This window comes from Bacillus sp. 1A, assembly GCF_052682215.1.
On sequence record NZ_JBQYLZ010000001.1, the window covers coordinates 4,118,051 to 4,130,878 of the forward strand.

Consider the following 12,828-nt stretch of genomic DNA (forward strand, 5'->3'; position numbering starts at 1 on the left):
CAAAAGAAAATGCACTATGCATTTTCTTTTGTTTTTTTCACTCGTATATATTTTGAACAGCTATTATTCATCAGTTTCTCTAAACGATTTATATTTTCTGTTAATGCACCTTTCACAAGAGAGAAATCTGTATTTGGTTCTTCTTTTTTTTCTTTAAAAAATGAAGACTTTTGTACATTTATTTCAGCCATCTCTTCTCCCCCTTTTCAAAAAGATACAATCTTCTATTTATATTATATCGCAAATGTAGATAGCGTGTACACGTATCATTTTCTTTTTAATTCTTCTTCTAACTCTTCTACTTGCTGTAATGTATCTCCTTTTATTAACGAGAAATCTGTTGTATCTTCATTATCTTCTTTAAAAAAATCATTGTCATAATCTTTTATCACTACAATCACCTCTACGTGCTAGTGTAGGAATGATTGTCCGATTTTATACAAGTTTGTCTAAATTCGCTTTACCTTTATGTATAAGTGAAAAGGACAGAAGAAAATCCTGTCCTTATTTACTAAAATAACTATGATGTATTGTTAAATTATATACATTTTCAAAATCTCGATCTTGCAGATTATTTTTCTTCCCATCAATAACAATGAAAACATCACTCACAGTTTTTGCTGGTATAATGCCGACATTTTCTACTTGTACCGCTTTCTGCTCATTCAACTGCTCAATGTGTTCAAACGGAACGATAATACTAAATTGAGAACGGATACCGCGAAAGTTAGTATTTAATTCCTTTGCCGCTTCAAATACAACAATTTTCGCACCAATCTTTTCCCCATACGAATCTAAAAATGCGTTTAAGCTTTTTGTATACTCTTCTTCCGTATGCCATTCCATTGTACCGAACATTGCTGGATTGACATTTTGAATAATTGTTGTATATATTTCCCCTCTTGCTTTAGAAGCAATTAATGACCGTTTTATCGATTGAACAGTCTTGCCGATATCGCTAAATTTCGCTCCCCATATTTCTGAAATATTAGGTGTTAAAATAAATGCGATATCAACGAAAATAACCATTGCAGTGAACATTAAAAGGTTTTTCCAGAGGGTTAAATCAATTCCTTTTATCATGAAATACACGGTGACTGATATTATAAACAACCCATACCAAGTCTTTCTAATACGTTGCTTTTTCTCCTCGTACAACTCTTCGTTTCTCCAGTAAAAGAACACAAGAACGAGAAAAACGATTGCTAAAATAAATAAGCCGATTCGAATGTTAGAGATCACCAATGACATCACCCTCCATTCAAAAACTACTCACGATATCATTACATGCACAAGCAGCCCTCTTTATGACAAAAGACGTGGACAAGCTTCTAAATTTAGCAATATCGCATATACATTAGAAGGTACCACGTCTTTTATCATGAATCTACATTGTATATGTAGACAAGCATGCGTTTCAAATTTTCATGTTAAAAAGAAATATGTTTCGGAATTTCCCCTTTTGGTACTTCTCCGTCCATACTTAAGTAATAATGACGAATCGGACGTAAATCATCGTCTAATTCATAAACGAGTGGAATGCTCGTTGGAATATTTAATGAAACAACACCATCGCTTGAAAGGTTATCTAAGTATTTCACTAGCGAACGAATCGTATTACCGTGTGATGAAATAATTACCTTTTCACCACTTTTTAATGACGGCGCAATTTCTGAATGCCAATAATCAAGTACTCTTTTCTCCGTATCCACTAAACATTCAGTCAATGGAAACTCACCTTTTTTAAGTGCTTTATATTTTGGATCATTCATTTCATATCTAGGATCACCCTCAGTAAGAGCAGGTGGTCTTACATCAATACTTCTTCTCCAAATATGAACTTGCTCCTCACCATACTTTTTCGCAGTTTCATCTTTATTCAACCCTTGCAATGCACCGTAATGTCTTTCATTTAGCTTCCAAGATTTATGTACTGATACCCAAGCAAGATCCATCTCATGAAGTACAATCCATAACGTCCGGATTGCTCGTTTTAATACAGATGTATAAGCTACATCAAAAGTATATCCATTTTTCTTTAATATCGCTCCTGCTTCTCTCGCTTCACTTAATCCATTCTCTGATAAATCTACATCTGTCCATCCTGTAAAGCGATTTTCAAGATTCCATAAACTTTGTCCGTGACGAATAAGTACAAGTTTTATCATAATAATTCCCCTCTCGGAAATGTGAATTTTATTGTTCCATTGCGTACACGTATAAAGTATCTAGTAATGTATCTTTTTATCCATTCACTCTATGACCAATCCATAGTTGCCAAATGTATGGATAAAATTTGTTCTTTTTCAAACTATAAAAACAGATATATTTCTTATTATTTCTGATCGATTACAACTGCTCGTTTTGATATCCAAGCATCAAAACCTGATCGACTATTTGCCATTTCATTCATAACTTGATGCCAATTTTCTTCACACGATTCACCAAATTTTGAAAAAATAGCACTCATCTGTTTTCTTTGAACATCGCTCAATTTTTTCTCTAAATCTACACCTATTTCTGTTAAAGATAACTGTTTCACACGACGGTCATGTGTAGCTTCATTACTCTCAATTAAACCCTTTTCCACAAGTTGTCGTAATGGTCCGTGAAGAGCTTGTTTACTTATTTCTAATAGTGATAATAACTCATTTACACTTATCCCTGGAAAGCGTGCGATAAAAAATAAAATTCGGTGATGTACTCGTTGTATGCCATACTCTTTTATAATTTCATCTGGCTTTTCAGTAAATGTTTTATATGCAAAGTAAAATAATGCTAATGCTTCATTCATCTGTTCTTCTTTATGTTGTGTCATCTACTTTCCCCCTGTATGTAAATTATACCACAATCCAGTAATCAATATTTTAATCAACGCATTGGAACTTCTTTACTTTATTGAAATATACATTGCACAATTAGGAGATGATTCATTTGAAAACGCAATATACTGTAAGTACATATTTATTAGATCGATTAAGTGAATTAGGAATTGAACATATTTTTGGTGTCCCTGGTGATTATAATCTTGCCTTTTTAGATGATGTGATAGCACATGAAAAGTTAGAGTGGATTGGCAATTGTAATGAAGTGAACTACTCACCACTTAACGTCCTTACAGACCGTTTGAAGTGGGAGCTTCTTGGGAAGTAGATACTTTTATTAGCTACCTATATTTACCAAGCTATAAGGGTAGTACCTACCCCTAAAGAAAATACCAATTACATGGCTAATTTTAGTAAGTTTATACTTGCGTTTATATCTCTATCATGATGGCTATTGCATTCAGGGCAAATCCACTCTCTAAGGTTTAGATTCTTGACTTCCTTATTTTTAAAACCACAACAAGAACATAATTGGCTACTCGCATAATTCTTAGGTGCGATTATCAAATCACGACCTTTCCATATTGCTTTATAGTCAAGGTACTCTCTGAATTTAGCCCAAGATACTTCACTGATTGCTTTTGTTAATTTGTGATTCTTTTGCATGTTCTTCACTTTCAAGTCCTCAATCACAATTACTTGGTTTTCGTTTGTGATTTCATTGCTTATCTTGTGAAGAAAATCATTGCGTTGATTCGCAATCTTCTCATGAAGTCTTGCAACTTGTAATCTGGCCTTGTTTCTATTGTTTGAACCTTTCTTTTTACGAGACAAAGAGCGTTGCAGAAAAGCTAATCTTCTTTCGGCTTTTCTCAACCATTTAGGGTTCTCATATTTCTTGCCATTAGACAATATTGCAAAGTCTTTTAGTCCAACATCAATACCAACTTTTGTATCAACTTTAGGAAACAATTGCTCATTTTCTTCTACTAAAATCGATACAAAGTATTTGCCAGTAGGTGTTTGAGACACTGTAGTAGACTTAATTAATCCAAAGAATTGTCTGTGCTGTTTAATCTTTACCAAGGTCTTTATTTTTGGCAGTTTGATATAACCACCCTCGATGTAAACCGTGCCTTTTTGGTTATTTGTTGTATAACTACGATGGTTATCTTTCTTACTTTTGAACTTCGGGAATCCAGCAGATTTATCCCGAAAAAAGTTAGCGTATGCTTTTTATTCAAATTCATTTGAGCATTCGCCAACGCAAGACTATCAACTTCCTTTAGGAATGGAAATTCAGCCTTATATTGTGCAGGCGTAGGATATGTAACAGTTTTATCAAGTTTATCCTGTGATTCTTGATAAGATTTGATTCTATCTGCAAGCATCTTGTTGTATACAAACCAAACACATCCAAATGTTTTTAAGAAAAATATTTGTTGTTCTTTATTTGGATAGATACGATATTTGTATGATTTTAACATTTTCTACACCTCACTTTCCCCTTGATTTTCAATATATTTCTTACTACACCTATCGGCGAACCACCCGTAGTAATCAAGCAAAACCTTCTTGACCAAAACATTTCTTTCCAAAGTTTCTTTCTCACATAGGGAAACTCTCTCTGGATTACACAAAACTAGTAAGCCTATTCGGATCAGAAAAAAAGCAAGCATTTAAAGCAGACAATGAAATAGAGTTAACAGCAGTCTTAACAAAAATGAGTTTTAATAAGAATCAACTTACCTTTGTTGAAGTTGTAATGAGCCAAGGGGATCAGCCTGAATTGTTAGCTAAACTTGGGAAAGCATTCGGAAAGCAAAATGCTTAAAAAGAAAAGCGTAACTATAAATAGGCTACGCTTTTCTTTTTAAATTTTTATTCCGCAAGCGTTAACTGCCAAGATACGCCATATTTATCATTTAACCAGCCAAACTTTTTGCTAAATGGATAAGAACCTAAAGGCATTAGTACGGATCCATCCTGCGCTAGTTTATGAAAAACCGTTTCAATTTCTTCTTCTGTCTCACAAGTTACATAAAGAGACATAGATGGTGTAAATGTAAAACCATGCTTTATATAACTATCAATGCACATGAATTCTTGGCCATTTAACGTAAAAGTTGCATGAATGACAGAACCCTCTTTACCAGGTCCATTTTCATCATAGCGAGAGATACTTACAATTTCTGATTGATCGAATAGCGACGTGTAAAAATTCATCGCCTCCTCAGCTTTACCTTCAAACATTAAAAACGTAGTGATTTTTTGATTTGTGTTACTCATATAGAGACAGCCCCTTGTTATGTATTTATGCGAAACATACATCAGCCAACAAAAACCGAACGTATATTCTTATAAATATATTGTCTATAAAAACGATGAGTTTGTCAATTATCTACTTTCTTATTTCTTCTTAAATAATGCTGTCCAAAGAAATGATTCTCCAAACATAGTATTTGGTTGGTCAATTTGCTTCATCTTTCTAATTTCGATCACTTCAAACTCGTCAAATATATCTCTTAATTTTTCTTCTGAATATGCAAGGCCACCTTGTAGACTCCATCCTCTATATACATCCCAATCTGTTATTTCTGATCCATTTCGCTCATCTAAATCACCTGCCGAAAAACATGTTAATCCAAAATAACCACCCGATTTCAAGGAGTTTTTAATTAAATTCACATAATTTATTCTTCTATGCGGTGGAATATGATGTAAACAGCCCGAATCGTACACAAAATCAAAATCATTTTGACACTCTAAATTAAAAATCGAATCACAAATAAAATCGATTTCTATTCCTTTTGCTAACGCTCTCTCTTTCGCCCAATTAATGCCCTCTATAGATAAATCTACTGCTGTTACATCAAATCCTTCATTTGCTAGATAAATTGTATTTCTACCCGGACCACATCCAAGTTCTAGTACCTTTCCTTGTGAAAACCGCTTTTTTGTATATACGAAACTAGGTTCTCATCAGGAACGTTTTCAAAAAACGGAACATCCTTTTCTCTATTCTTATAAAATTCATTCCAAAATGGTTCTGCCGGTCTTAATAATGAATCAAGCATTTCAATAATATCTTCTTGCGTATGTAACGTTTCATTTTTCATTTGTATCCCTCCAAATTCAATAGTCAGAAAATTATTATATATCTTTTCGAACTTTCAAACAAAGAAAAAACTCCTATATTCAATAGGAGTTTTTATCTTTAAAATCCAAGTACAGCTAACCATTTTAACAGCTTCTTCATTCCGTGGATTCAATGTTTCTTTTAATGCTTCTGCTGGTTTTTTATCGCCACTCTCAATCAGCTTCTGTGCATTGAGCATAATGGTAATAATCATAAATTTCCGCCTGATGTATCATAGCAAATATATTTCCTTCTCATTCACTTGTAAATCAAGTGGTGCATATAGCTGCTCAATTGCTACATCTGACAAATCAGCAAGTGCTTCTTGCTTATATATTTTAGATGGTTGTGGAGTTTCGAAGATTGAATCAATTAGTGCCTTTGCTTGCCATTCAATCGGTCCATTCTATATATCAGCAATTAAATATTCAGCATCGACTGGTTCTCCTAGTTCTCCTTTTATACTAATAGCACGACTTTGACGCATTTTGATTCAATTTTAACCCTTTAAACAGTAAATACAGATCACAGAACACATCTAATCGATTTGAGTTGTCCGATATTAATTTTGCTAATTCTTCAAGTAGTGAAATAATATCATATGATAAATTACTTGGACCATACTGAATCATAACACCTCTTGGTTCAGCGAATTCTCTATATTGAAAATACGCTGCAGGCACAATCAGGATTGAATGCTGCATTGGATTGATTTTGTAATCTCCATTTAGTTTGAACGTGCCATTCTCATTAATTAAATACGTTACTGTTGCATTATCGAATACTTCGACATGTTCAATTTCTTCATCGCCAACTTTTGTTTTATAACGATGAATAGCAGCAAATGACAATTGATTCATACGATACGGTCCCCCTCCGTACGATCTATTTACTTATGAATGGATTATTTTGTCGAGCTCTAACATGCAATATTGCATATTACATACTTTAAATTTTCGTATATGCAATAATTCTTTTATAAGAATATAAAACGTTAACAAGGGTGATGTATATGAGCAAGTTCCGAAAGAAGATGATTAAATATTTGCAAACATTTTGGGGATGCTTAGCATTTGGTGTATTAATGTTTGCTCTCTTCTTAATTATGGATTTAACAGATACACCTTTAAATACATTAGGCTGGAGAGACTTGCTAGGTTCTGCAGCAGGCGCAGTCATTATATCTGTTGGGATGTTTACTTTAAATAAGTTGGATTTAAAATAAATATTCGGTCAATACTGTATGTAGGCTATATGCCAAGATTCATTTAAAGTAGTCTTCTCTGTATCTCCTAGTATTGAGCAGTTAGCTTTTGCTAGCTGCTCTTTTATTTCGTTCCTGCTCTTGCTTCTTGAAGAATTCTTTAACTGCATTTTCCCAATAAGTACACATATCCATTCCCCTTTTCTACAAAATGAAATTTTTATTTTGTTATACGCTTCACTTCTTCAATCAACGAAGATACGAGATTAAAATCATTTGCTTCAACCTTTAAAGATGTTCCATTCAAAAAGCATTCCTTCATATCCTCAAGTAATTCCTCAGCAGTTTCAATTCGTTCTATATTCATTCTTCCTTTCTCCAAAATAACTATTTTATTAATAATCTTTAATGAGCTAATCCTTACAGTTTTGTAATACTAATGTCACTAAAATCAATTTTTTCACTATAAACTCTTTACTATAATTTCCCTTATACACAAACAAGAATTGTTAAGAAATAACTAAGAATTAATTAAGAGACTGTTAAAGCCTCAGTTAAACATTTTTTCACGTAATAAAGTTATAGACACAATATAAGGAGCGATTTAAAAATGTCTTTTTCTCAATTAAATATTGATGCTTTTCGAGCTATCAATGATTTAGGGAAGCAATATTCATCACTAAACTCAACTATGGTATTTTTAGCAGAATATATGGTGTATTTTTTAGGTTTAATTATTATCGCTTATTGGTTTACTCAATCTAGACAAAACAAAATGGTAATTATTCAAGCAATGATTGCTTTCATAACTGCTGAAATTATTGGAAAATTAGCAGGGAAATTATACTTAAATTATCAACCATTTGCAGCTTTACCTAATGTTAATAAACTTGTCGATCATGCAGTTGATAATTCATTTCCTAGCGATCATACGATTCTATTTTTTTCAATTTGTTTTTCATTCTGGATTGTTCGTAAAAAGGCTAGATGGTTATGGCTTGTGCTTGCATTCTGCGTAGCTATTTCTCGTATTTGGGTAGGAGTTCATTATCCTTTCGATATCCTGACAGGAGCTCTAATAGGAATTATTTCAGCACTATTTTCGTATTGGTTAACACCACAAATTACATTCATCAAACAACTACTTAATCTTTACGAAAAAATAGAACAGCATGTACTACCATCCAAAAGCAATTCGAAAAACTATTAATTAATCACCAAGCTAAAAAGATTACATATATTATCAAATATTTTTTAATATTGTTGTGATCGAAGAGCGCTCCCTTAGGTGCTCTTTAATTTTAAAATAATGATTTTATGAAGCCTTTTCACCTTTTAACCGGACAAGCATATATTATTGTATGAAGGAATCCACTCATAAAAATCTACCTTTCTTGTTAAAGAGCATGCTTATATGCGTGCTCTTTTTTATTATGTTTTCTTTCATTTCTAAAAAACATTTTTAACTCTGTTCATACTATTTTTTCAACATTAGGTTACAAACTATTTCTGTAAGCGTAGTGTTTCCTTTGTACAACAGGCAGTTAGTTTTATTCATAACAGTACACCTCTGCACTATTCACTATAAATTTTCATATAGTGTATTGTGCTTGTCCAAAACGTGAGGTTATTACTCACGCAATCTAAATGAAAGAAAGGAGTAAAAATATGCGCTCATCTAGTCGTAAGCTCACAAACTTTAATTGTGGAGCACAAGCCCCCAGTACACTACCAGCTCTCGGTTTTGCTTTTAATGCTACTTCACCTCAATTTGCAACACTATTCACGCCACTACTACTACCTAGTACGGGACCAAATCCAAACATTACTGTCCCTGTAATCAATGATACAATTAGTACAGGAACTGGTATTAGAATTCAAGTAGCTGGTATTTATCAAATCAGTTATACATTAACAATCAGCCTCGATAATGTTCCAGTAGCCCCGGAAGCAGCGCGCTTTTTCTTGACACTAAACTCATCAACTAACATTATTGCAGGATCTGGAACCGCAGTCCGTTCTAATATCATTGGCACTGGTGAAGTAGATGTATCCAGCGGTGTCATTCTAATAAACTTAAACCCTGGTGATTTAATTCAAATTGTACCCGTTGAAGTAATTGGTACAGTAGATATTCGTTCTGCCGCTTTAACAGTTGTACAAATTCGTTAATAAAAACAATATGCTTAGCTAATTAACATTTAATGTTCTTTCTACACACCAAAACATATGTTATAGATTTGACTCACATTTATATCAAACAAGCATATTTTATTGTATGGTGACTATCTAGCCATACAAATCTAAAGCGTTCATAAGAGCACACTTATATGTGTGCTTTATTTTTTATAAAAATCAAGCTTTAATATAACTATTTTGTTTTACTTTATACTCATCGCTCTTTTGAACATTTACCTTTGTATTGTTATATTTGTTCATTGTTTTTCTCTTTTGTTTTACTAATTAGCTGATTAATTTCACAAACACCTTTTATTAAACATTCCATGTTTCTTCACCCCTTGAATATTTTTCAAATAAAAATACATACTATTTTCAAGCCGCCGTGTCCATGGCTAATACTTCTTTCTTTTGTTACAGCAGAAGCAGGTAGATTCTTCACTTATCTGCTTTCTCTGTATATTTTTTAAGAAATCGATAATAATACCAACAAGCTGTTTGAACTAGCAGCTTCACTCTTCTCGTAATGGGGATGCAAATTATCACAATTAGCTAACTCATTGAACACACTGGCAGACAACCAAAATCGTTGTCTGCTTTTTGTATGAGATTTTTCGTTTTACATATACTACTTTTGAACCTGCAGACCAGTACGAGCCATTTTGGTGCTTGGGATTTCCCTTCCGGGGATAAGTATTTTTTACTTATCCCTTTTTTGTATAGACACGTATATTTAGGGTAAAACTAATTACAAGCAGATTTTCTGTTTATGCGTAGTTCTAAACAAGATTACTTTTTCTCCTATTAAAGGACGGCAGGTACGACTGCTAGTCCTTTTTTCTTATACCGCATATTCCCCCTTCTGGTAACTTCGAACCACATTGCCCTCATCATTGTAATAAGCAATTTCCATGTAAGCGAAATGGAGGTTGCGATAATTTTGCATTTTCTTGAAAGCCTGCTCTGCACTGTACATGCGCTTGATGTCAAAAATACCTTCATTCTCGCACTTTACAAACTTCATAAATTCCGCCATCGACATTGTTATAAATTTTGTTCTGAACTGCTGCCAATACAGAAAACTTGCTTTACTTTCCGTTTCAGCAACAATAATTTTCTCGTTCGGCCAATGTTCGAAAACGGTTGTTAATTTAAATTTGTAAATAAGAAATCTCAATCTTCACACGCCCTTATTTTTTTCATCTACCAATATGAGTTAAATCATTTATAAACTTTTCTTGTTCCATTTCGATAATTGCGGAATGTGTAATGAAAATACTCTCTCGCTTCAATACCTTTTCTTTCAACTAAAGTGTTCTGCCGAAATAGTAAACATAATAAGTTCCGTTCTCTTTTTGCTGCAGCATAACATTCCAGTACCGTTTGAATATGTTACGAATTCCTTTCACAAAATCTTCCAATTCTTTGTTAGTAAAAGATGTCTTCGTATTGTTATACGAATTGATTTTTCATAATCCGTATCATCATCAGGGTCGCTAGTACAAATTGCTTTCCCTCAATTTTTTTCGGTTAAATATTCTTCATACATAAGTTACACTTGTTCTTGAATTGGGACATGGTAGTAATACCCTTGCTCTACTGGTTTTGAACTATAAAATTTCCTTTATAAGTTTTAAAATTTATTTTAAATACGGTGAATGAAATTTTCGTTTTTTCTCGGCATCACCCTTGTTGTATACAAGCAAAAAAAGAGCCGCAACACTTCGCGACTCTTTTTGAATAATAACTATTTAACGGCCACGTCTTTGCTGACCTTGTTTTGTACTACTTTTTTTATTACTTGGCTTATTAAATGATCGATTGTTATCATTTCTCAAACTATTTCTTGGGCCACCTTTTGAACCACTTCTTGAACCTTCACGGCTATCTCTTTGACGATTTTGACCTGATTTCTTCGGAGCCGGCTTTGGTACCGGTTTTCCATTTTCATCTACACGTTTTATCTTCGGTTGTTCGATTATTTCTCTTTGTATTGGTGCACCAAGCGTTTTTTCAATTTCTTCTAAATGTTTTTCATCTTTCGCTGCAACGAACGTAATTGCAAGACCTGATCCACCTGCACGTCCTGTTCGGCCAATGCGATGAATATAACTTTCTACATCTTCAGGAATATCAAAGTTAAATACGTGCGTTACACCATCTACATCAAGTCCACGAGCTGCTACATCCGTTGCGATTAAGTATTGAATTTTAGCTTCGCGGAAGCTCTTCATGACTCTTTCACGTTTCGCTTGAGGTATATCACCATGAAGTTCAGCACAATTATAACCTAGTCCTTTTAAATTATCATAAAGCTTACTTGCTCTAACCTTTGTCCGACAGAAAATAACTGCTAAAAATGGCTGATCACGATCCATAACAAAACGAAGTGCATCTGGCTTTGCACGATCTGTCGTCTCAATGACTCGCTGCTCAATTGTATTTACCGTTACTTCTTCACTTTGCACTTGAATCATTTGCGGCTCATCCATATAACGTTTCGCCAATTTTTTAATATCTTTTGGCATCGTTGCTGAGAATAACATCGTTTGTTTACTATCAGGTGTCTCATCTAAAATATCTTCAATATCGTATAAGAAACCGAAATAAAGCATTTGATCCGCTTCATCTAGTACAATTGTTGAAAGATTACTTAAATCAATTGTTTCACGACGTATATGATCTAATAATCGTCCTGGTGTCGCAACAACAATATGTGTATTGCCTTTTAATTTTCTCAATTGTTGTGCTACATCTTGCCCGCCATAAATCGCTAGTACATTAATATCTTCTCTTTGAACAAGTATTTTTTTAATTTCAGTTGTAATTTGCAGTGCTAGTTCCCTTGTTGGTGCAACAATTAAAGCCTGAACATCACTACACTCCGGATCGATTTTTTCTAAAATCGGTAACACGAATGCTAACGTTTTACCTGTTCCTGTTTTCGCCTGCCCAATAATATCTTTACCTGACATAATAACTGGAATTGCCTGCTCTTGAATTGGTGTTGCTTCTGTAATTCCATTTTCACGTAATGTATGATTAAAAGTTTCACTAATTCCTAATTCTAAAAAGTTTTTCAAATAGACCACTTCTTTTCCTTATTTTTCACATTAGCTTTCATTGTACCATTTGTTTCGCCAAATATGAAAAATAAAAAAATTCTTATCTTCTTTTTTTATATTCATCGTGTACTAGTTGGACAAATTCTTTTTGTTTTTTCTCTGATTTTATTAATGCTTCCATTACATATATATTTCAATGTTACGGAAATATAGTTACAGGGTGATAAAATTGACCACTACATTCATAAAAATATTTTGTATATTCTTCTTACTATATTTTCAATCAACTTCAATTATTATGGCGAAATCTCAAGCAAATGTGATAAGTGAATTTAAACAAGCATTACTCCAAAATAATAAAAAATTAATGCGGTCATATGTAACAGAAGGGATTGAACTACAATGTTAATGATTTGA

Annotated in this window: 14 protein-coding genes and 6 pseudogenes; 6 read left to right on the forward strand and 14 right to left on the reverse strand. The window is 33.2% G+C overall.

Annotation, left to right across the window (positions count from 1 at the left end; translation table 11 throughout):
- Positions 1-14: 14 nt before the first annotated feature.
- The 5 genes from spoIISB to ACUN0F_RS21060 form a co-directional block, all read right to left on the reverse strand.
- Positions 15-191 (reverse strand): stage II sporulation protein SB, encoded by a 177-nt coding sequence (gene spoIISB, locus ACUN0F_RS21040; protein ID WP_445540084.1) that lies wholly within the window; start codon positions 189-191, stop codon positions 15-17.
- Between the two features lie 75 nt (positions 192-266).
- A complete protein-coding gene (locus ACUN0F_RS21045) occupies positions 267-392 on the reverse strand; it encodes a hypothetical protein (RefSeq protein ID WP_000588712.1) in 126 nt (41 codons plus the stop codon).
- A 112-nt stretch (positions 393-504) separates the two neighbouring features.
- On the reverse strand, positions 505-1,242 hold the full coding sequence (locus tag ACUN0F_RS21050) for a type II toxin-antitoxin system SpoIISA family toxin (RefSeq protein ID WP_074650800.1): 738 nt from the start codon (positions 1,240-1,242) through the stop codon (positions 505-507).
- Positions 1,243-1,430: 188 nt separating this feature from the next.
- Complete coding sequence (gpmA, locus tag ACUN0F_RS21055) at positions 1,431-2,168, reverse strand: 2,3-diphosphoglycerate-dependent phosphoglycerate mutase (protein WP_353840737.1); 738 nt, start codon at positions 2,166-2,168, stop codon at positions 1,431-1,433.
- 167 nt (positions 2,169-2,335) lie between these two features.
- Positions 2,336-2,818, reverse strand: coding sequence for a MarR family winged helix-turn-helix transcriptional regulator (locus ACUN0F_RS21060; RefSeq protein WP_215563263.1), 483 nt, complete (start codon positions 2,816-2,818; stop codon positions 2,336-2,338).
- Positions 2,819-2,925: 107 nt separating this feature from the next.
- Here ACUN0F_RS21060 and ACUN0F_RS21065 point away from each other — a divergent pair.
- A pseudogene (locus tag ACUN0F_RS21065) lies at positions 2,926-3,096 on the forward strand (thiamine pyrophosphate-binding protein); the annotation flags it as partial.
- Between the two features lie 125 nt (positions 3,097-3,221).
- On the opposite strand, the pseudogene tnpB reads toward ACUN0F_RS21065, so the two are convergent.
- Positions 3,222-4,312, reverse strand: a pseudogene (tnpB, locus tag ACUN0F_RS21070) (IS200/IS605 family element RNA-guided endonuclease TnpB).
- A gap of 3 nt (positions 4,313-4,315) precedes the next feature.
- Positions 4,316-4,461, reverse strand: a pseudogene (locus tag ACUN0F_RS21075) (transposase); the annotation flags it as partial.
- Here ACUN0F_RS21075 and ACUN0F_RS21080 point away from each other — a divergent pair.
- Positions 4,456-4,659: pseudogene (locus ACUN0F_RS21080) on the forward strand (indolepyruvate decarboxylase); the annotation flags it as partial. The pseudogenes ACUN0F_RS21075 and ACUN0F_RS21080 sit on opposite strands and share 6 nt — an antisense overlap.
- A gap of 47 nt (positions 4,660-4,706) precedes the next feature.
- Here the strand turns inward: ACUN0F_RS21080 and ACUN0F_RS21085 are convergent.
- The 4 genes and pseudogenes from ACUN0F_RS21085 to ACUN0F_RS21100 all read right to left on the reverse strand — a co-directional run bounded on the left by ACUN0F_RS21085 (position 4,707) and on the right by ACUN0F_RS21100 (position 6,824).
- Complete coding sequence (locus ACUN0F_RS21085; protein ID WP_327989393.1) at positions 4,707-5,114, reverse strand: VOC family protein; 408 nt, start codon at positions 5,112-5,114, stop codon at positions 4,707-4,709.
- A gap of 120 nt (positions 5,115-5,234) precedes the next feature.
- Positions 5,235-5,944: pseudogene (locus ACUN0F_RS21090) on the reverse strand (class I SAM-dependent methyltransferase).
- Positions 5,945-5,998: 54 nt separating this feature from the next.
- Entirely contained in the window at positions 5,999-6,178 is a 180-nt protein-coding gene (locus tag ACUN0F_RS21095) for a hypothetical protein (protein ID WP_137053927.1), read from the reverse strand.
- Between the two features lie 250 nt (positions 6,179-6,428).
- On the reverse strand, positions 6,429-6,824 hold the full coding sequence (locus tag ACUN0F_RS21100; RefSeq protein ID WP_137053928.1) for a phage portal protein: 396 nt from the start codon (positions 6,822-6,824) through the stop codon (positions 6,429-6,431).
- Between the two features lie 152 nt (positions 6,825-6,976).
- On the opposite strand from ACUN0F_RS21100, the gene ACUN0F_RS21105 reads away from it, so the two are divergent.
- Positions 6,977-7,189, forward strand: a complete 213-nt coding sequence (locus tag ACUN0F_RS21105; RefSeq protein ID WP_137053929.1) for a hypothetical protein — start codon at positions 6,977-6,979, stop codon at positions 7,187-7,189.
- Between the two features lie 199 nt (positions 7,190-7,388).
- On the opposite strand, the gene ACUN0F_RS21110 is transcribed toward ACUN0F_RS21105, so the two are convergent.
- Complete coding sequence (locus ACUN0F_RS21110; protein WP_170968877.1) at positions 7,389-7,535, reverse strand: hypothetical protein; 147 nt, start codon at positions 7,533-7,535, stop codon at positions 7,389-7,391.
- Positions 7,536-7,778: 243 nt separating this feature from the next.
- Here ACUN0F_RS21110 and ACUN0F_RS21115 point away from each other — a divergent pair, with 243 nt between their 5' ends.
- The gene (locus ACUN0F_RS21115) at positions 7,779-8,378 is read left to right on the forward strand and encodes an undecaprenyl-diphosphatase (protein ID WP_445540085.1); all 600 of its coding nucleotides are present in this window, start codon (positions 7,779-7,781) and stop codon (positions 8,376-8,378) included.
- A gap of 458 nt (positions 8,379-8,836) precedes the next feature.
- Entirely contained in the window at positions 8,837-9,340 is a 504-nt protein-coding gene (exsF, locus tag ACUN0F_RS21120) for an exosporium protein ExsF (RefSeq protein ID WP_445540086.1), read from the forward strand.
- An 847-nt stretch (positions 9,341-10,187) separates the two neighbouring features.
- Here the strand turns inward: exsF and ACUN0F_RS21125 are convergent.
- Positions 10,188-10,523, reverse strand: coding sequence for an MFS transporter (locus ACUN0F_RS21125; RefSeq protein ID WP_445540087.1), 336 nt, complete (start codon positions 10,521-10,523; stop codon positions 10,188-10,190).
- Positions 10,524-11,097: 574 nt separating this feature from the next.
- Positions 11,098-12,438 carry a DEAD/DEAH box helicase gene (locus ACUN0F_RS21130; RefSeq protein ID WP_445540088.1) on the reverse strand — a complete coding sequence of 447 codons (1,341 nt, stop codon included), beginning with the start codon at positions 12,436-12,438 and terminating at the stop codon, positions 11,098-11,100.
- Between the two features lie 169 nt (positions 12,439-12,607).
- Here ACUN0F_RS21130 and ACUN0F_RS21135 point away from each other — a divergent pair.
- Positions 12,608-12,811: pseudogene (locus ACUN0F_RS21135) on the forward strand (hypothetical protein); the annotation flags it as partial.
- Positions 12,812-12,828 lie beyond the last annotated feature (17 nt).